We start from the raw sequence: 17,882 nt of genomic DNA on the forward strand, positions 1-17,882 counted from the left end.
TCTATGGTTATTGCACTTGCGCTTACTATTCTTATCTTTACCCTGATTATCGGGGTGTCTGTGCCATTCGCTTTTTTGGCCTCGGCAACCTCAATCATATTTCTATATGATTATGATCCAGCATTTATATTGCCCTATGGCTTTAGCCGTATGAATAATATCGTCTTACTAGCCATCCCGCTGTTTATTATTGCGGGTAGTGCTATTAATAAATCTCACCTAGGCAATAAATTGGTTGATCTGATCGAACTGTTTGTTGGTCATATTAAAGGCGGTCTTGGGGCGGTGACGGTTGTCTCCAGTGCGGTCTTTGGCGCGCTAACGGGGAGCGCATCAGCAACGCTTTCAGCGATCGGCACCATTATGTTTCCGCGTTTGGCGAAATCAGGATACCCGGTCGGGCACTCAGCCGCGTTGATTGCCAATGCCTCGGTGTTAGGGTTGTTAATCCCCCCCAGTGCCTTGATGATTCTCTATGCATGGGTGGGTAACCAATCGGTCTTAGCCTCCTTCTTAGCCTGCTTTATACCTGGCATTATTGTCACGATATTGCTCTGTGTCGTTAACTACTTCCTCCTCCGTAATCACGATGGTCTTACGGTTTCACCCGCGCCAAAAGGGCGTGAGTTTGTCGCCGAGTTTCGTCGTCGCGGTCTGAATTCAATGCCCGCATTGGCGATGCCTATTTTGATCTTGGGCGGAATCTATGGCGGTTTTGTAACCCCGACAGAAGCGGCCGCGTTATCGGTGTTGTATGTCATCCCTGTGGGTATCTTTGTGTATAAAGAGCTGAATCATAAAACCCTGTGGGAGGTTTTTTTAGAGTCCGCCGTTACCACCGGTGTGATTATGATCATGCTGTATTGCGTCATGATTTTGAGCCGTTTGTATGTGATGGAAGACTTGCCCGGCACCATTCTAAGCTTTTTTGATGATCTATCGATTAGCCCAATTATGGTGTTATTACTGATTAACATCGTCATGGTTGTTATCGGTATGCTGATGGATGATGTCAGTGCCGTGTTGCTGGCAACCCCACTGATGTTACCGCTGGCGCTTGAGCTGGGGGTGTCGGGCACGCAGTTTGCCGCCATCGTTGGTGTGAACTTAGGGATGGGCAACATTACTCCGCCTACCGCGCCATTACTGTATCTTTCGGGTCAACTGAGTGGGGCGTCTATTAAAGACACCATGAAGCCGACTCTGTATATGATTTGCTTTGCTTGGATACCCACCTTGATGTTGGTAACCTTTGTACCCGAGGTCTCCCTCTGGTTACCGAAGCTAGCCGGTTTAGGTTAGTCGCGGCGTTTAAGCGTTGATAGCGATGGCCTAAATCTCAGCAATGAGGTTTAGGCGATGCTTTGTTGGCTGTTTGAAGAGATCATCGCCGGCTAATCGGTATTAATCTAAACAGCCATCAAGGCTGGCTAGTTGTTTTCCTTGCGCATCAAAGTTGTCCGACGCAAGCCAGCGTTGAAAAGCCGCCTTTTGTCGCGGCCACTCCGTATCTAACAGCGAAAACCATGCGGTATCCCGGTTGCGGCCCTTATACATTGTCGCTTGTCTGAAGATCCCTTCAAACTGATAACCAAGCCGAAAAGCGGCTCGTTTCGATGCTTCATTGCAGGCATCACATTTCCATTCATAGCGTCGATACCCTAGTTCATCGAAAACATACTGCATCATTAAAAACATCGCTTCTGTGGCGATAGGTGTTTTTTGTAAGCGCGGTGAAAAATGAAGATGTCCGACCTCTATCACGCCAATGGCTGGCTCAATACGTAGAAAACTGGCGATGCCGACGGCCTTGTCTGTGGCGTTATCGAGGATGCTGTAAAAGAGCGGATCTTCACCGTTACAGCTGTTTTCCAGCCATTGGTTAAAGGCATCAAAAGAGTCAAAAGGTCCATAGGGTAGATATGTCCAGTTCTTACCTTCAGTATCCTCAGAGAATGCTGTATATAACGATTCAGCATGATTTTTAGGTGAGAGAGGCTCAACGGTACAATAGCTGCCCACCATCGTGGTGCGCAGCGGTCGGGGCCGCGTCGTCCAGTTATCGAGTGGCAATCCTGTCGGTTGTCCTAAAGCATTGATCTGGCTAGTCTGTGGTAACGTATTCTTGAGCATTTGATTATTCCACCTCTGTCGGTTCTACCCTTATCGCTCTAATCTGCCATTTTATTGCTGCGCTTATCTATTTAGCTGGGGCGTCTTTATTTTTTACCATATCTAACAAGGCTTGGGCATTAATTGAGAGGCGTATCGTGATCGCCATGGGGCGGATTATTGCCGCGTTCTAAGATAAACCACCCCTTTTAGCATTCGCTGAAAGGGGCCAACGCAACGGTGTTCATGTTGAGATGATTATATAGGTAGAATTTTCCTGTCATATGAGCTGCCGACTAATCACAAAACGGCGATATCAACGGTCATAAAAGCACCGTTTTTAACGGTTGATTGCTTAGAAGCTAAGGCCGGTTAAAAGAGCCCCTAAATACTTATATAACGGTATTCCGGGGCGTAAAAGAAGATAACCATCTATTTGTTTTTTCCTATTTTGATGGTTTGTTCATGTAGATCTCGAGGGGGTCTTTGTTGGGTTCCTGTTCGAGACAGCCAAGCGAGTTAAGGAACAGTGAAAACAGCTCTGCTTGAGAATTAATGTCTAGCTTGGCATAGATATTTTTACGATGCCGCCGTAGCGTTTCGATTGATATGTTGAGCTGTTCAGCACAGGCTTGGGTGCTATAGCCCTGTAGGGTGAGACCTAAGACATCTTTTTCGCGACCGGTTAAGCATGAGCGGCCAAACAGATCAAAAGCTAAGTTAACGCTTTTTTCAAAACCGGGCATCACTTTTAAGTCTTGCTCTTCTTGCCGAGACAGCTTTAAAAAAGCCCACTGATGTAAACTTAATTCTCTAATAATCGGTTCGACACTGCGCAGAAATGCTAAGGCTTGCTCGCTAAATTTCGAGGAGCTTTTCTTGCGCATTAGCGATATCTGTAAATAGGTATCTTGATCGATCTCGATGATATAGACAATCTCATCGGCGGTATCACATTGGGCGTAATAGCTGCGGTAATACTCGCTTTGTTGAAAGCCTTTAGCACTTAACTCGGTAATGCGATATAAGCCGGGCGATTGCTGGTTGATGAGTGCGGCCAGATAAAAAGGATCTAGCTGGTATGAACCGTCTATATAGGTATCAATTTGTGCTGCGCGCTCTTCTCGGCTGACCTCAAAATAGAGGGCTTTGGGTAGTTTTTGACGCCGATAAAGCCATACTTGAGGGTAGTCAATTTGTACAGATTGCCTGAGTACGTCGATTAAACAGGGGAAAAATGCATTATCTCCCAGTGTTTTCACCAATTTAGCTAACTGTTTGTTCCACTCGGCGAAGCTGGGTGTTGATGAAAGAGAAAGGGATGTCATGGGCTCTTCTAGACGGAATAAACCGCTCGCTTGTCACTATTTATGCATCTTGTTGATGCCCGGCATATAGCATCTGACGCTACGTTAAGGGCATCTCAAAGTCAAACAGCGAGCCTTTATCGAGTCATGTGCCGCTGATGCTCTCCACGGGTGTGCTTTTCTGTATCGGTAAATTCCACACTAATTGTTTAGCCTGAGTAACGCTTTAAACCAGCTTTTACTGTAACCAAGGTGGGGTATATAGAACCTTTCGTGCTCTCGTTACACTGAAAGTCAAATCACACCACTCATCTTTACCGGTGGTGATACTTAGGGTGACGTTATGAATGTTATGAACGACGAGCTGTTACAGCAGAAAGCAAAAGACCATCTATGGATGCACTTTACCCGTATGGGGTTTTATCAAAATCGAGAGATTCCCATTATCACTCATGGCGAAGGCTGCTATGTCTATGATACTCAAGGCCGTAAATATCTTGATGGCTTAGCGGGGCTGTTTACATCGCAGTTAGGTCATGGCCGTAAAGATATTGCCAAGGCAGTGGCAGAGCAAACAGAGAAGTTGGGCTTTTTCCCAATCTGGTGTTATGCCCACCCCTCAGCCATTGAACTGGCATCGCGGATTGCGGACATGGCACCGGGGGATTTAAATCGGGTTTTCTTCACCAGTGGCGGTGGCGAATCCGTAGAAGCTGCATGGAAACTAGCTCGCCAGTACTTTGCCGAAATTGGACAGCCGCGGCGCTATAAAGTGATCTCGCGAAACTTGGCATACCATGGGACTAGCCTAGGGGCATTGTCGATTAATGGTGCTACTGGAATTAAGAATGTGTTCGAGCCGTTGGTGCCGGGTGCTCGCCATGTCGAGAATACCGATCAATATCGTTGCAATGGTGTCGAGTTTAATGACAGTCAGCTTTCTTATGCGAAAAAATGCGCCTTGGATATCGAACGTGCCATTGAGATTGAAGGGCCAGAAACCGTTGCCGCTGTCTTTTTGGAACCCATACAAAATGTGGGTGGCTGTATTGTCCCACCTGACGGTTATTTTCAGGAAGTCAGGAAAGTCTGCGATAAGTACGGCGTGCTGTTGGTCTCTGATGAGGTTATCTGTGCGTTCGGTCGACTCGGCTATATGTTTGGCTGTGAGCGCTTTGATTATATGCCCGATATCATTACCTGTGCTAAGGGATTAACCAGTGGTTTTGTACCGATGGGCGCAATGATCTGCCGTGATTTCTTGATGCAGCCGTTCCTCGCAGATGAAGAAAAACTGTTTCTACATGGTTCTACCTTCGGCGGACATCCGGTTGCTTGTGCCGCTGCGTTAGCGTCTCTGGATGCATTTGAAGCTGAAAATGTATTAGCTAATGTGCGTGAAAATGAAGCGTTCTTTAAGAGTGAGTTAGATAAGTTACTCGAGTTGCCTATTGTGGGTGATGTCCGAGGGGCAGGTTATTTCTATGGTATCGAGCTGGTTAAAAATAAGCAGACTAAAGAGCATTTTTCGGCAGAAGAATCTGAAAATGTGTTGTTTAAATTCCTCTCGCCAAGACTCTATGAAGAGGGATTGATGTGCCGTACCGATGATAGAGGCGAGCCGGTTATTCAGCTATCGCCACCTTTGGTCGCAGGGCGCAAAGAGATCAGCGAGATGGCGGCGATTCTTTACAAGGTGATTGCTGAGGCAAGCGAACTAGTGGAAGAGACGTTAGTGACATCGACGGTCTGATTTTTTAATGGATAACCTTGATGTATGTGAATTGAGAGTAGGATGCGTGTATGAGTAAGCAGCTTTATATTGGTGGTAAATGGGTTAAATCGACATCCTCTAAGACTATCCCAGTGGTCAATCCGGCGACAGAGGAGGTCTTTGATTCGGTTGCGGCCGCTAATGCCGAAGATGTAGACGCGGCGGTTAAGGCTGCTCGTGATGCTTTTGATAATGGTCCTTGGCCGATGATGAGTGGTGCGCAGCGGGCTGTATTTTTACGCCAGATAGCCACCCAAATTGAGCAGCGCAAGGATGAGATTGTTCGACTTGAAGTGCTGGATAATGGTAAGCCTCAGCCTGAAGCCGAATGGGATATTGATGACGCGGTGGGCACCTTTAACTTTTACGCCGATTTGGCTGAAGGGCTTGATGATGCTGATGAGACGATCGAACTCTCGGACGATAGTTTCAGTTCCATCGCAGTAAAAGAACCGTTAGGGGTTGCCGGCGCGATTATTCCGTGGAATTTTCCGTTATTGATGGCGGCATGGAAAGTGGCTCCGGCGTTAGCGGCGGGTTGCACCATGGTGTTAAAACCGTCGGAAGTGACGCCTCTGACAGCCTTGGTCTTGGCTGACATCGTTGATGATGTGAAACTGCCGGCGGGTGTGCTGAATGTTGTTACCGGTTTTGGTGCCGATGCTGGGCGGGCACTGTCTGAGCACCCTGGAGTGGATAAACTAGCGTTTACCGGCTCGGTACCCACCGGTTCGACGATTATGCGTGCGGCCGCTAAGGATGTTAAAAACATCAGTTTAGAGCTAGGCGGCAAGTCGCCGTTTATTGTCTTTGCCGATAGTGATATTGAGGCGGCGGTTGAATGGATTATGTTTGGTATCTTCTGGAATCAGGGACAGGTGTGTTCCGCGACCTCTCGTGTTCTGGTAGAAGATTCTCTGTACGCCCCACTGCTCGAACGGTTGGTTGAAGAAGCGAATAAGATCACCATTGGGCCAGGCAATGAAGCGGTCTTGCTTGGCCCGTTAGTGAGTGAGGCGCAATACCAGAAAGTGTTGGCGGCTATCGCTCAGGGGGTGAAAGAGGGGGCTAAGATCGCCTGTGGTGGTCAGCGTCCGGCTGGAATGCCGCGGGGCTATTATGTTCAGCCTACCGTGCTGATCGATATGGCTGAAGAGAGCGAAGTTTGGCAGGAAGAAATCTTCGGCCCAGTGGTCTGCGTAAAGCCCTTTAGTAGCGAAGCTGAGGCGGTTCGTATGGCTAACGATTCTCGCTTTGGTTTAGCGGCCGCGGTGATGTCGAAGGATGACTCTCGGTGTGATCGAGTTGCTCGCAAATTGCGTGCGGGCATCGTCTGGATTAACTGTTCTCAACCAACGTTTACCGAAGCGCCCTGGGGCGGTTATAAGCAATCGGGAATTGGCCGCGAGTTAGGCAAATGGGGATTAAACAATTACCTGGAAACCAAACAGGTGACCAAATACAACAGCGATAAGCCTTGGGGATGGTATCTAAAATCGTAACACTGAGCGTTGCCTGGTCGCAGAACATACTGTGACAACTTGAGAAGCTTAAGTGCTGCCGCCGACATCAGCGGGGCAGCCATTATAAAAAATATAATCGATATGGCTCTGATAAGCGCCGTTTACGGCATTTAATGAGTTCAAGCTTATACGATGAAGCGGCTGAAATTGTGACATCGAAAGCACCTTAATTGGAGCATCACATGAATCTGAAGAAGTTAAGTCTTACTGCTGTTGTAGCTATGTCAGTGTCCATGAGCGCCTCGGCCAACGAGTCGATCAAGTTCTATAACTGGTCTGACTATATTGCCCCGGACACCCTGTCTAATTTCGAAAAAGAGAGCGGTTTACCTGTCACCTATGATGTGTTTGATAGTAACGAGGTGCTTGAAGCGAAGCTAATGGCGGGTGGTTCTGGCTTTGATCTGGTTGTGCCTGGCTCTCAGTTTTTGGGTCGTCAAATTATGGCCGGCGTTTTTCTAGAGCTTGATCGGGATAAGCTGCCCCATTATAAAAACCTAGATCCCGGCTTGATGAAAGTGTTGAGTGAAGTCGATCCGGGTAATCGTTATGGTATCCCTTATCTGTGGGGGACGACGGGTATTGGTTATAATGTGGAGCAGGTCAAAAAAGCGCTGGGTGATGATGCACCGGTGAATAGTTGGGATCTGATTTTCAAACCCGAAAATCTAGAGAAACTTGCCTCCTGCGGTGTTGCTCTGCTGGATGCCCCCTCTGAAATACTGCCGATCGCGTTGAACTATCTGGGTAAGAATCCAAATAGTATGGAAAAGGGCGATTATCGTCGTGATGCTGAGCTCGGTCAGCTACTGTCTGCGATCCGTCCGAGTATCTCTTACTTCCACTCTTCAAAATATATCAATGATTTGGCCAATGGTGATATCTGTGTTGCCGTGGGTTGGTCTGGCGATATTCTGCAGGGGGCGACTCGAGCAGAAGAAGCGGGTAACGGGGTCAAGGTGGCTTATAGTATTCCGAAAGAGGGAACTGCGGTTTGGTTTGATATGCTGGCGATCCCTTCAGATACGAGCCAACCCGATAAGGCGCATAAACTACTCGATTACCTACTTCAGGCCGAGGTGATCGCTGGCGTGTCTAACTATGTTGCCTATGCGAATGGTAATAAAGCATCCTTACCGTTAATCGACACCGCAATTACCAGTGACGAAACCATTTATCCAAGTGAAGAGGTGCAAGCCAAGTTGTTTTCGCTGAAGGTGATGCCGAAGAAAATCGACCGAGTGTCAACACGGCTCTGGACCGACTTTAAAGCTAATCGATAAGCTTTCGGGGGCTGTAGGCCCCCGATATTAATTTGAGTGCTATCAATAAATCAGCGTAGCGGCTGAGGTTGTTATTTAACGAGTGATATCCTTGTTTCCTCGTTATACCAAGGCTCCACTATTTAAGGCCCAGAAATTAAGGTTAAAGCCTTCCTTCTGAAGCGGCTTGGCTTCTTTTTACAACACCTCTGCCTCGGCGAAACGGATGCCGTTTATATTGTTGTCGTTAATCAGAAGGTGATTCTATTCACCACAGGGCTGCATAATCGTTTGAAAAGATCTACCTGATAAGTAAGCCTTAATGGCATCCTTTCATCAGCCAGATCTATTTTAAATCTATCTAGTGGCTATCTTTTCGTTTTGCGTGATGGCTTGTGCCGTTTTATCAAAGCACCCTGCGACGCCTCAGAACGACTAAGTTAGCGATAAACATCAGCGCGCCACCTAACACTAATGAGATCTCAAACGCCTCGGCATAGAGCGAAATGCCAACAAGGGCGATTAACGGAAGTCTCAGAAAATCTAATGTAATCACCTTCGTTACTTCCGCATATTGCATCGCTTTCGCCATGCAAAAGTGGGCAGACAGTGCAGTCATGCCGATAATGACCAACCACAGCCATTGCAAGCCAACCGGCCAAGACCAGTTACCAATAGACAGGAATAGGCCAATGGGAAGCTGAATTAAGCACATATAAAATAAGATAGAGATCGCCGATTCAGAGGCACTTAAGGACTTTGTCGCCGTATGTGATATGGCATAACAAACAGCGGCACCGAGTACTATTAATGATACGGGATCAACGATGGCATAGCCGGGTTGAACAATAACTAAAACCCCCGCCATCCCGAGTAATACCGAGACGATTTTGGTGAGCGTAACTTCTTCTTTGAGAAAAATAGCCGCGATAATCAATGTCCATATAGGGACTGTGAACTCAAGGGCAAAAACCTCAGCTAACGGAAGAGCGCCTATCCCTAAAAACCAGCCGTACTGCCCGGCAAAGTGGAAAATATTGCGAAAAACGTTGAGCTCTAATCGTTCTGTGCGCAGGTTGATTTTTTGGCTGGAAAACGCGATAACGGCCGATATGCAGAGTAGCCCGATTACACTACGACATAGTAGGATTTGAAATACTGACAATTCACCACTTAATTCTCGGGCACCAATGGCCATTAGGCAAAATGAGAAAAGTGTTCCCGACATCCATGCGACAGCATACATTTGAATTCAACTCCATCAGCACAAACCGGTGCTATTGATGAAGAGTGTATCCTCATCGTTATTATTTTGATTCCCCAGCAGCAAGATAGGGCGACCTATGTTGGGCTGCGGCAGCCCGTCACCATTGGTGTCTTTCAACAACAGACAGGCCACCGATATCGGGCCCAGAATAGTTAGCTTCAATACTAGATGCAAATCGGTAGAGCATAGAGGGTAAAGAATTGCTTGCCGGGGGAGCCTATGGAACCAACTTGTCCATCGAGGCTTGGGATTTTTTGGGGACGTTTGTCGCTGATGTGACCTTGGTGGCGAGCTTGATCACATCCTCTTATGTGAGGTGTATAAGGGAGTGTCGTTCTTTGGCGTTGGGTTTGCTCGGGTGGCCTAAAGTGAGGAAGGTGTACTCGGTGGCTGAGCATGAATCGCCAAGCCCGTGAAGGACATATTATGAACCCGTTATGACTACCTATTTGATCATACCGGCATATCGCTTCTCTACATGCCTCTACATGGATATTTTAGTGTGTCTTCATTGTTTTGGCTTTAGGATCTTGAATCAGCGCGTTTTTAAGGTCGGGCAGAGATCTTATAGAAAGCGAATCCCCGATGCCTTTTACTCAGATTACAGACACAAAAAAGCCCTGCTAAGAAGCAAGGCTTAAATGATTTACGTTTGTGGTACCAGTGGCCGGACTCGAACCGGCACGCTTTTAGGGGCGGGCAGAGATCTTATAGAAAGCGAATCCCCGATGCATTTTATTCAAATTTCAGATACAAAAAAGCCCTGCTAACAAGCAAGGCTTAAATGATTTACGTTTGTGGTATTAGCGCCGGATTTGAATAGACACGCTTTTAAGGACGGGCAAAGGTCTTATAGAAAGCGAATCTCCGATGCCTATTACTCAAGTTACAGACACAAAAAAGCCCTGCTAAGAAGCAAGGCTTAAATGATTTACGTTTGTGGTACCAGTGGCTGGACTCGAACCGGCACGCTTTTAGGGGCGGGCAGAGATCTTATAGAAAGCGAATCCCCGATGCCTTTTATTCAAATTTCAGATACAAAAAAGCCCTGCTAAGAAGCAAGGCCTAAATGATTTACGTTTGTGGTACCAGTGGCCGGACTCGAACCGGCACGCTTTTAAGGGCGGGGGATTTTGAATCCCCTATGTCTACCAATTCCATCACACTGGCGCAAACGTGGAGCGTATTATACGGTTCGTTTTCATCGGGTCAATGGGGTTCATGAATATTTTTTAAAATCATGAACCTTATGGCCATTTTTAGCGCTCTACGAAGGCGCGTTCGATGACGTAATGGCCGATATGTCCATTGCGGGCTTCCGTAAAGCCCATGCTGTCGAGGATGTTAGTGGTGTCTTTGATCATGCTGGGGCTACCGCAGATCATAAAACGATCATCATCCGTATTAAGATCTGGCAAGCCAAGATCCTTGGTCAACTTACCCGTGGCGATCAGGTCGGTCAGGCGGCCCTGATTGCGGAAGGGTTCGCGGGTGACGGTGGGGTAATACAGCAGTTTATCGCTGATCATATCGCCAAAGTATTCGTTGCTTGGCAGATGTTCTTGAATCACATCGGCGTAGGCCAGTTCTGAAAGCTCACGCACCCCGTGGGTGAGGATGACCTGATCGTATTGCTCGTATATTTCCGGGTCTTTAATGATGCTCATAAAGGGCGCTAGGCCGGTGCCGGTGCTGATCAGATAAAGATGCTTACCCGGTAGCAAGTTATCATTGATCAGGGTGCCGGTGGGCTTGCGGCTGATCAGTATCTGATCGCCGACTTGAATGCGTTGTAGTTTGGAAGTGAGGGGCCCGTCCTGCACTTTAATGCTGAAGAACTCCAGTTGATCCTCATGATTGGCACTGGCAATACTGTAAGCGCGCATCAGCGGGCGGCCTTCGTGTTCTAGACCGATCATGGTGAAGTGACCGTTTTTAAAGCGAAAGCTAGGGTCTCTGCTGGTGGTGAAGCTAAACAGGGTATCGTTCCAGTGATGTACGCTGAGAACTTCTTCGCGACCGATGTTTGACATGGAACTACCTCATACGAAAGAGTGATAACGGTTTCATCCAGGTTATAAAGGCTGGATTACTTATTTCTTAAGTGCATATTAAACCGAGCTGCTATATTGTTAAAGGCGATTGTTATGATAATGCTTATCGGAAAAACAGATTATGAAATATACCTTACGGCAATTAGAAGTTTTTTTGGCGGTGGCGCATTTCGATAATATCTCGCGGGCGGCGGATAGTTTGTCGATGTCCCAGTCGGCGGCCAGTGGTGCGCTGCGTGATCTTGAATCTCAATTTGATATTCAGTTGTTTGATCGTATTGGTAAACGATTGAAAATTAACGAGTTGGGGCGGTTGCTGCGGCCCCGTGCTGAGGCCTTATTAGAGCGTGCCCGAAGTTTGCAGTTGGATATGTCCCAGCATCAGGCGGTGGGGCAGCTGAAAATCGGGGCAACCATGACCATCGGTAATTATTTGGCGGTGGGGTTGATGGCCCATTATCTGGATGAGCAGCCCCGTGCTAAGTTGGATCTTCAGGTGGCCAATACGTCGGTGATTAAGGCTCGATTGATCAATTTTGAGTTGGATATCGGTTTGGTGGAGGGCGAAGTGCAGCATCCCGATCTGGAGGTAATTCCCTGGGTGAAGGATCAACTGGAGGTGTTTTGTGCGCCGGATCATCCCTTGGCTAGCAAGCACCAGTTGAGTGATACCGATTTGCTCGCGGCTCGCTGGGTGCTGCGTGAGCAGGGCTCAGGTACCCGTCAGGCGTTTGATTGGGCGCTGCATGGGTTATTGCCCAACTTGAATGTACTGCTAGAGTTGGAGCACGTCGAAGGGATTAAACAAGCGGTGATGCAGGGCTTAGGGATCGGTTGTTTATCCCGCATTGCATTGCAGGAATCTTTTGAACTGGGTTCCTTGGTGCCGTTGCGTGTGGCGGGCCGTGATTTTAGTCGACAGCTATATTTGGTGATCAATCGGCATAAGTATCGCAGTGCCGGTATCGAACGCTGGATAGAGTTATGTCATCAGACGGCCAATCCCGTTTAAGCGATGCTCTGTTAGGTGTGATTGGTGACGACCGATGTTTTACAAATTTCTTACAAAATCGATAACTTCATCTGACTTTTTAATATCGGGCTGAGGGTAGAGTCACTACAACGGTGGTTTACGCCACTAGACTCTCAACTCAGGAAGGTGACCATGAAAACTCAAGCTGATAAACATATGTTAAGACGCTCCATCAGGACATTGGGCTGCCTATTGTTAACCCTGTTGCCGGTGTGGGCTCAGGCGAATCAGGTTAATCTGAATATTAATCTGGCCACCCCGGTGATGCAGGCGGATCAATCTCATCGGGCCTTTATTAAAGTGTCGCTGGAAGGTTTCAAACAGCAGGATAAACAGGCCCGGATACCGGCCAATGTCGCGATTGTGTTGGATAAGTCCGGCTCTATGGGAGGCGATAAAATTCAGTATGCCCGTGAAGCGGCGATTATGGCGATCAAACGGCTGGATGAGCGGGATATCGTCTCGGTGGTTAGTTACGATTCACGGGTTCAGGTGGTGGTGCCTGCCACGGAGGTGCGTGATCAGCAGCGCATTTATGATGCGATCCGTCATATCCATGCTAATGGCAATACCGCGCTGTTTGCCGGTGTCAGCAAAGGCGCCAATGAACTGCGTAAGTTTCTCAGTCGCAATAAAGTGAATCGGGTGATTTTGCTCTCCGATGGGCTGGCCAATGTTGGCCCACAATCAGCCCCTGAGTTAGGTGAGTTGGGGGCGTCGTTGGCGAAAGAGGGGATCAGTGTCACTACCATCGGTTTAGGGCTAGGTTATAACGAAGACTTAATGACCCGCTTAGCTGGCTTTAGTGATGGTAACCATGCCTTTGTCGAAAACGCAGAAGACTTAGCCTCGGTGTTTCAGTATGAATTTGGCGATGTGTTATCGGTGGTAGCGCAGGGGGTCAATATCGAGATCCGTTGTCAGAATAGCGTTAAACCGATTCGTTTGCTGGGCCGGGAAAGTGAGATTATGGGCAATCGGGTGACGACACGGCTGAATCAGCTGTATAGCGAGCAGGAAAAATTCGTTATTCTTGAGGTCGAAGTGCCTGCCCAGCAAGCGGAGACCGAACTGGAGTTAGTATCGGTGAACGTGGCTTACGATAATCTGTTCACTCAGCACGAAGAGCAGTTGTCTGGCCAGAGTACCGCCCGCTTTAGTGGTTCACGACAGGAAGTTTCTGCGGCGCGGGATGATAAAGCGCTGGAAGCGGTGGTTGAGCAAGTGGCGAACGAATACAGTCGGGATGCCATTGAAGCGCGGGACAGCGGTGATCTGGAAGGGGCAAAGAAAATCCTGCAAGATAGTGCTTCTTATTTGGGTTCGCAGGCTAAATCTTTGAGTTCGCCTCGGTTGCAAGAGCAGCAAGAGGAAGCCCTGCAAGATGCGGATGCCCTCGAAACCGAGCAGGACTGGAACAAACAGCGTAAAGAGCTGAAAGCGCGCCAATACAAACGTGCCACGCAGCAGACCTATTAATATCGACTAACCACGCTGGGGTAAACCAAAGGGGTAACCCCATGCATAGCGGAAGACTCTGTGAAAAGACGAACACCTTTGTTGCTTGCTGTCATCATCGCCCTGCCGCTGCTATTGCTAGCGTGGTTTGGGGTGCGCCTGCAGCTAGATCAACAGCAGGTGATGGCTCATCAACTGAATAATTTAGTCAACGATCGACTACAGAGTATTGATGCCCAGTTTCAAGAGCATTTTTTTCTGCTACAGCAGGGTTTTATTCGTCAGGCTGAAGCCTTGCAGCAGGAAACGGCGGGGCAGTATAGCGTTGCGCCTATGCGTCGTTTAATCTCGCAGTCGGCGGTGGTCAAGCAGATGTTTGTGTTGTCGCCTACAGGGGAACGTCGTTTCCCTCCGCTAGATCAGCCGTTAACTCAGCAAGAGCAAGACTTTGTCGAATTGACCCGTAAATTACTGCGTGAGCCGGAACGCTTTACCATGCCGATGTTAGATCCCGTCGGTCAGGCAAATATAGGTGCTGTTTCGGCGAATCGTGGTGAACTTCAGAGCGCGCGTCTTAGCGAATCGGTGGCTCAAAAATCCCGTTACAGCGCCGATGTCGCCGTGCAAGCACTGGCGGACACCACGGGGATTAGTGCGCCGGAATACCCTCATGGTTGGATCGCTTGGTATGCCGAAGCCGGCTTACAGCAGATCTTTTGGTGGCAAGACAGGGATGGCAATACCATCGGTTTTGCGCTGAATTCGCCTCGCTTGTTATCGGACCTGATCAACCAGTTGCCCTCTAGCGCGGTGATGGCCGAGGGCGACCAAGCTGCAGATGCCGATAGCAATAACGAAATCCGCTTGATTAATGATCGAGGCGAAACCGTCTATAGCTGGGGCGGGCTACGCCCTGCAGAGACTCAAAAGCCGTTGCAAACCATGCCCTTGAGTCACCCGTTGGCGAGTTGGCATCTGGCCTATTATGCTGCTGAACTGCCGGTGGCGATCACCGGTTGGCTGGGGTTAGTCGTGTTATTGGTGTTGCTTGGGGCTGGGTTGTCGACGCTGGCTTACTTGTTGTATCGCGAACATAACCGCGAGCTAAGAATTGCAGAACAGCGAGTGAATTTTGTGAATCAGGTCTCCCATGAACTGAAAACGCCGTTGACCAATGTGCGCCTATATACCGAGATGCTGGAACAAACACTGCCGGATGATGAGCCACTGGCGCAGCGCTATTTGGGCGTGATTAGTAGTGAAGCGGGGCGATTGTCGCGTTTAATTGATAATGTACTGAGCTTTTCCCGCGCGAAGCGCGAAGGCGTCAGTGTTCGCTATCAGCGGGGTGTTATTGATCAATGTCTTGCACAGCTGGTGGCACTGTTTACGCCGGTGTTAAGTGCGCGACAATTAAGCCTGCGCTTTAGTGGCAAGGCGACGCAGCTGTGCTATTTCGACAGTGAAGCGCTGGAACAGATTATGAATAATCTACTGAGTAACTGTGAAAAGTATGCCGCGGCGGGGCGTTTTGTCGATATCCATAGTTGGCAAACGGAACAGGTGGACGGCTTATATAGTTATATTCGGGTGAGCGATTTTGGCCCAGGTGTCGCGGCGGATGATGCCGAAAAACTGTTTGAACCCTTCTACCGTGGCAGCGATAAACTCACCGAAGGGGTGAGCGGCACTGGGATTGGCTTAGGGCTGGCGCGGGATTTAGCCAGAGCGCACCAAGGCGATCTTATTATCGAACCTCATGGAGTAACAGCCCCGTCGGGCGCTTGTTTTTTACTCACGCTGGCAACGCCGATTAAGATAGAAGCCGCCTCTACGGAGGCCTACCATGAATAGACGGACCCTGTTATGAAGCTTTTGATTGCCGAGGATGACCTGCATATTCGTCAGGGGCTAGCACTGCTGTTGGAAGCGGAGGGCTATGAGTGTCTTGAAGCGGCCGATGGTGAGCAGGCTTGGCAGTTATACCAGCAGCATCAGCCGGATCTGGTGTTGTTGGATATTATGATGCCAAAGCAGGATGGCTATGCAGTGTGTCGGCGTATTCGGCAACACAATGAGCAGCTACCGGTGATCTTTATCACTGCTAAGTCGGAAGAGATTGATCAGGTGTTGGGTCTAGAACTGGGCGCGGATGATTACATTAAAAAGCCCTTCGGTAGCCGAGAAGTGATTGCCCGGATTCGGGCGGTGACGCGGCGGGCACGGCGCCCAGTGGTGGATCTAGCCGAGGAGGATAGCTTTATCATGGGGGATCTGCAGATTAGGCCCGCTGAATTTCGTGCGCTGCGGGATGATCAGGTGATTGAGTTAAGCCTAAGAGATCTGAAAATACTGCGCTTGCTGTTCGAGCAACAGGGCAAGGTGGTGGATCGCGATGCGCTGTTTAATCACTGCTGGGGGCGGGATTATTTTGCTAACAGTCGCACGCTGGATCAGCATATATCGAAACTACGTAAAGCGATCGAGTTGGATGCGAAGTCGCCGCGGATTATCACCACGGTGCATGGCGTAGGCTATCGCTTTGATGGGGTGTGTTGAACGGGTGAGAGTTGAGGAGAGAGACTAAGAGGGCGCTTGATGCGCCCTCTTAGGGTCTGTTTACTTGCTTTCGTGTTGGGCTTCACGCAGTTGCTGCTTGAACTCGCGTCGTTTGCTGCTGGTATCGTTAGCGTCGGCACCGATATGGGCTTCGCCTCGTTGTTCTGCTAGTTGCATCTGTTTCTGTCGTTCAATGAAACGTTGACGCTGCTCATCGCTGAGGCTGTCATAGCAGTTCGGGCAGCTGATGCCGGCCTGATACTGTTCGCTTTGCATCTGTTCTTCGGTCAGTGGTAAACGGCAAGCATGACACTGATCGTAGCTGCCTTTTTCAAGCTGGTGGTTGACGGTTACGCGGTTATCAAACACAAAGCATTCGCCCTCCCACATTGACTGTTCCTGTGGAACCTCTTCCAAGTATTTAAGAATACCGCCTTCTAAGTGGTAGACCTCATCGAAGCCTTGTTCTTTCAGGTAAGCGGTGGATTTTTCACAGCGGATACCGCCGGTGCAAAACATCGCGACCTTCTTGTTTTTTTGCGGGTCTAGCTGCTCTTTAACATAGTCAGGAAACTCGCGGAAGGTGTTGGTGTTGGGATTAATCGCTCCTTTAAAGGTGCCCACCTGTACTTCATAATCATTACGGGTATCCACCAGTGTTACTTCAGGGTCAGAGATCAAGGCGTTCCACTCGTCGGGTTTAACATAGGTGCCGACGATCCGTTTGGGATCGATGCCGTCCACGCCCATGGTGACAATCTCTTTCTTCAGCTTAACTTTGGTGCGATGAAAGGGGTTGCTGTCGTCAATGGATTCTTTATAGCCAATATCGGCTAGGCGAGGGTCGTTCTGCAACCAGCTCAGCAGGGCATCAATACCGGCGCGGCTGCCAGCCACGGTGCCGTTAATGCCTTCACGCGCCAGCAGCAGAGTGCCGCGTACATCGTTGTTCAACATAACGTTGTGCAGTGGTTCGCGTAGGGCTTCAAAATCTTCAAGCACGACAAACTTATACATCGCGCAGACTATAGTCTGTGACATCTGTTCTCCTCAGCCGACCGAATCGTAAATCCGGAGCCTATGGTTAATAAAGGGTTAATAAATGGTTGATATAATTAAGAGGGTTAAAAAGATCAGGGCGGCATTATACGCGCATCCAAGTACTATTAAGACGGATAAATAGTAGGGGCTTTAGTGGGCGGCACAGAAAATCGTTCAGGTGTTTTGTAACTTATTGATTAAAAAGAAGGTTAAGGCGTGAGTTGATGACTATGCAAGCCAGTCTTACGCTCGGAGACTTTTGCTTCCTTCTTCTGAACCACCGTAATGTCGAATTAACGCTTTGATTTAACAGGATGTGGCTATTATGCTTGAAGTACGTTTATGGCAGGGATGCAGCACTATAACTCGTTGTTAAGTGCCTTAGCCGCAAAAGCAATGTTGCTTTGTAAAGATGATACAAGGAAGAATATTATGAATATATTTAAAATATTATTAAGCATCACCTTGCTTGTTCCCACTTTAGTATTTGCC

At 48.6% G+C, this 17,882-nt stretch carries 13 protein-coding genes and 1 tRNA gene; 8 read left to right on the forward strand and 6 right to left on the reverse strand.

What is annotated here, in order from left to right; all coding sequences use genetic code 11:
* The first annotated feature begins 3 nt into the window (after positions 1-3).
* Positions 4-1,302: a TRAP transporter large permease gene (locus ACN0T0_RS16795; RefSeq protein ID WP_417227886.1), complete on the forward strand. Its 1,299-nt coding sequence runs from the start codon at positions 4-6 to the stop codon at positions 1,300-1,302.
* A gap of 102 nt (positions 1,303-1,404) precedes the next feature.
* On the opposite strand, the gene ACN0T0_RS16800 is transcribed toward ACN0T0_RS16795, so the two are convergent.
* A complete protein-coding gene (locus tag ACN0T0_RS16800) occupies positions 1,405-2,133 on the reverse strand; it encodes a GNAT family N-acetyltransferase (protein ID WP_417227887.1) in 729 nt (242 codons plus the stop codon).
* Positions 2,134-2,558: 425 nt separating this feature from the next.
* The gene (locus ACN0T0_RS16805; RefSeq protein ID WP_417227888.1) at positions 2,559-3,440 is read right to left on the reverse strand and encodes a helix-turn-helix transcriptional regulator; all 882 of its coding nucleotides are present in this window, start codon (positions 3,438-3,440) and stop codon (positions 2,559-2,561) included.
* Positions 3,441-3,762: 322 nt separating this feature from the next.
* Here ACN0T0_RS16805 and ACN0T0_RS16810 point away from each other — a divergent pair, with 322 nt between their 5' ends.
* The 3 genes from ACN0T0_RS16810 (at position 3,763) to ACN0T0_RS16820 (ending at position 7,999) form a co-directional block, all read left to right on the forward strand.
* Positions 3,763-5,172 (forward strand): aspartate aminotransferase family protein, encoded by a 1,410-nt coding sequence (locus tag ACN0T0_RS16810; protein WP_417227889.1) that lies wholly within the window; start codon positions 3,763-3,765, stop codon positions 5,170-5,172.
* A 50-nt stretch (positions 5,173-5,222) separates the two neighbouring features.
* Complete coding sequence (locus tag ACN0T0_RS16815) at positions 5,223-6,695, forward strand: aldehyde dehydrogenase family protein (RefSeq protein ID WP_417227890.1); 1,473 nt, start codon at positions 5,223-5,225, stop codon at positions 6,693-6,695.
* A 203-nt stretch (positions 6,696-6,898) separates the two neighbouring features.
* Positions 6,899-7,999: an extracellular solute-binding protein gene (locus ACN0T0_RS16820; RefSeq protein WP_417227891.1), complete on the forward strand. Its 1,101-nt coding sequence runs from the start codon at positions 6,899-6,901 to the stop codon at positions 7,997-7,999.
* A gap of 385 nt (positions 8,000-8,384) precedes the next feature.
* On the opposite strand, the gene ACN0T0_RS16825 is transcribed toward ACN0T0_RS16820, so the two are convergent.
* The 3 genes from ACN0T0_RS16825 to ACN0T0_RS16835 all read right to left on the reverse strand — a co-directional run bounded on the left by ACN0T0_RS16825 (position 8,385) and on the right by ACN0T0_RS16835 (position 11,278).
* Positions 8,385-9,224 (reverse strand): DMT family transporter, encoded by an 840-nt coding sequence (locus ACN0T0_RS16825; RefSeq protein WP_417227892.1) that lies wholly within the window; start codon positions 9,222-9,224, stop codon positions 8,385-8,387.
* Positions 9,225-10,328: 1,104 nt separating this feature from the next.
* Positions 10,329-10,415: transfer RNA gene (locus tag ACN0T0_RS16830), tRNA-Leu, on the reverse strand.
* Between the two features lie 89 nt (positions 10,416-10,504).
* The gene (locus tag ACN0T0_RS16835) at positions 10,505-11,278 is read right to left on the reverse strand and encodes a ferredoxin--NADP reductase (RefSeq protein WP_417227893.1); all 774 of its coding nucleotides are present in this window, start codon (positions 11,276-11,278) and stop codon (positions 10,505-10,507) included.
* A 142-nt stretch (positions 11,279-11,420) separates the two neighbouring features.
* On the opposite strand from ACN0T0_RS16835, the gene ACN0T0_RS16840 reads away from it, so the two are divergent.
* The 4 genes from ACN0T0_RS16840 (at position 11,421) to ACN0T0_RS16855 (ending at position 16,349) form a co-directional block, all read left to right on the forward strand.
* On the forward strand, positions 11,421-12,311 hold the full coding sequence (locus ACN0T0_RS16840; RefSeq protein WP_417227894.1) for a LysR family transcriptional regulator: 891 nt from the start codon (positions 11,421-11,423) through the stop codon (positions 12,309-12,311).
* A 153-nt stretch (positions 12,312-12,464) separates the two neighbouring features.
* Positions 12,465-13,811, forward strand: a complete 1,347-nt coding sequence (locus ACN0T0_RS16845) for a vWA domain-containing protein (RefSeq protein WP_417227895.1) — start codon at positions 12,465-12,467, stop codon at positions 13,809-13,811.
* A 60-nt stretch (positions 13,812-13,871) separates the two neighbouring features.
* Positions 13,872-15,644 carry a sensor histidine kinase gene (locus ACN0T0_RS16850; protein ID WP_417227896.1) on the forward strand — a complete coding sequence of 591 codons (1,773 nt, stop codon included), beginning with the start codon at positions 13,872-13,874 and terminating at the stop codon, positions 15,642-15,644.
* A gap of 12 nt (positions 15,645-15,656) precedes the next feature.
* Positions 15,657-16,349, forward strand: a complete 693-nt coding sequence (locus ACN0T0_RS16855) for a response regulator transcription factor (protein WP_417227897.1) — start codon at positions 15,657-15,659, stop codon at positions 16,347-16,349.
* Positions 16,350-16,409: 60 nt separating this feature from the next.
* On the opposite strand, the gene ACN0T0_RS16860 is transcribed toward ACN0T0_RS16855, so the two are convergent.
* Complete coding sequence (locus ACN0T0_RS16860) at positions 16,410-17,390, reverse strand: rhodanese-related sulfurtransferase (RefSeq protein ID WP_417227898.1); 981 nt, start codon at positions 17,388-17,390, stop codon at positions 16,410-16,412.
* Positions 17,391-17,882 lie beyond the last annotated feature (492 nt).

This window comes from Amphritea sp. (genome assembly GCF_048266285.1).
In the GTDB taxonomy this organism is placed as follows: Bacteria; Pseudomonadota; Gammaproteobacteria; order Pseudomonadales; family Balneatricaceae; genus Amphritea.

Coding starts and splice junctions, on each gene's coding strand:
- ACN0T0_RS16795 (WP_417227886.1), top strand. CDS start 4: ATGGTTATTGCACTTGCGCTTACTATTCTTATCTTTACCCTGATTATC.
- ACN0T0_RS16800 (WP_417227887.1), bottom strand. CDS start 2,133: ATGCTCAAGAATACGTTACCACAGACTAGCCAGATCAATGCTTTAGGA.
- ACN0T0_RS16805 (WP_417227888.1), bottom strand. CDS start 3,440: ATGACATCCCTTTCTCTTTCATCAACACCCAGCTTCGCCGAGTGGAAC.
- ACN0T0_RS16810 (WP_417227889.1), top strand. CDS start 3,763: ATGAATGTTATGAACGACGAGCTGTTACAGCAGAAAGCAAAAGACCAT.
- ACN0T0_RS16815 (WP_417227890.1), top strand. CDS start 5,223: ATGAGTAAGCAGCTTTATATTGGTGGTAAATGGGTTAAATCGACATCC.
- ACN0T0_RS16820 (WP_417227891.1), top strand. CDS start 6,899: ATGAATCTGAAGAAGTTAAGTCTTACTGCTGTTGTAGCTATGTCAGTG.
- ACN0T0_RS16825 (WP_417227892.1), bottom strand. CDS start 9,224: ATGTATGCTGTCGCATGGATGTCGGGAACACTTTTCTCATTTTGCCTA.
- ACN0T0_RS16835 (WP_417227893.1), bottom strand. CDS start 11,278: ATGTCAAACATCGGTCGCGAAGAAGTTCTCAGCGTACATCACTGGAAC.
- ACN0T0_RS16840 (WP_417227894.1), top strand. CDS start 11,421: ATGAAATATACCTTACGGCAATTAGAAGTTTTTTTGGCGGTGGCGCAT.
- ACN0T0_RS16845 (WP_417227895.1), top strand. CDS start 12,465: ATGAAAACTCAAGCTGATAAACATATGTTAAGACGCTCCATCAGGACA.
- ACN0T0_RS16855 (WP_417227897.1), top strand. CDS start 15,657: ATGAAGCTTTTGATTGCCGAGGATGACCTGCATATTCGTCAGGGGCTA.
- ACN0T0_RS16860 (WP_417227898.1), bottom strand. CDS start 17,390: ATGTCACAGACTATAGTCTGCGCGATGTATAAGTTTGTCGTGCTTGAA.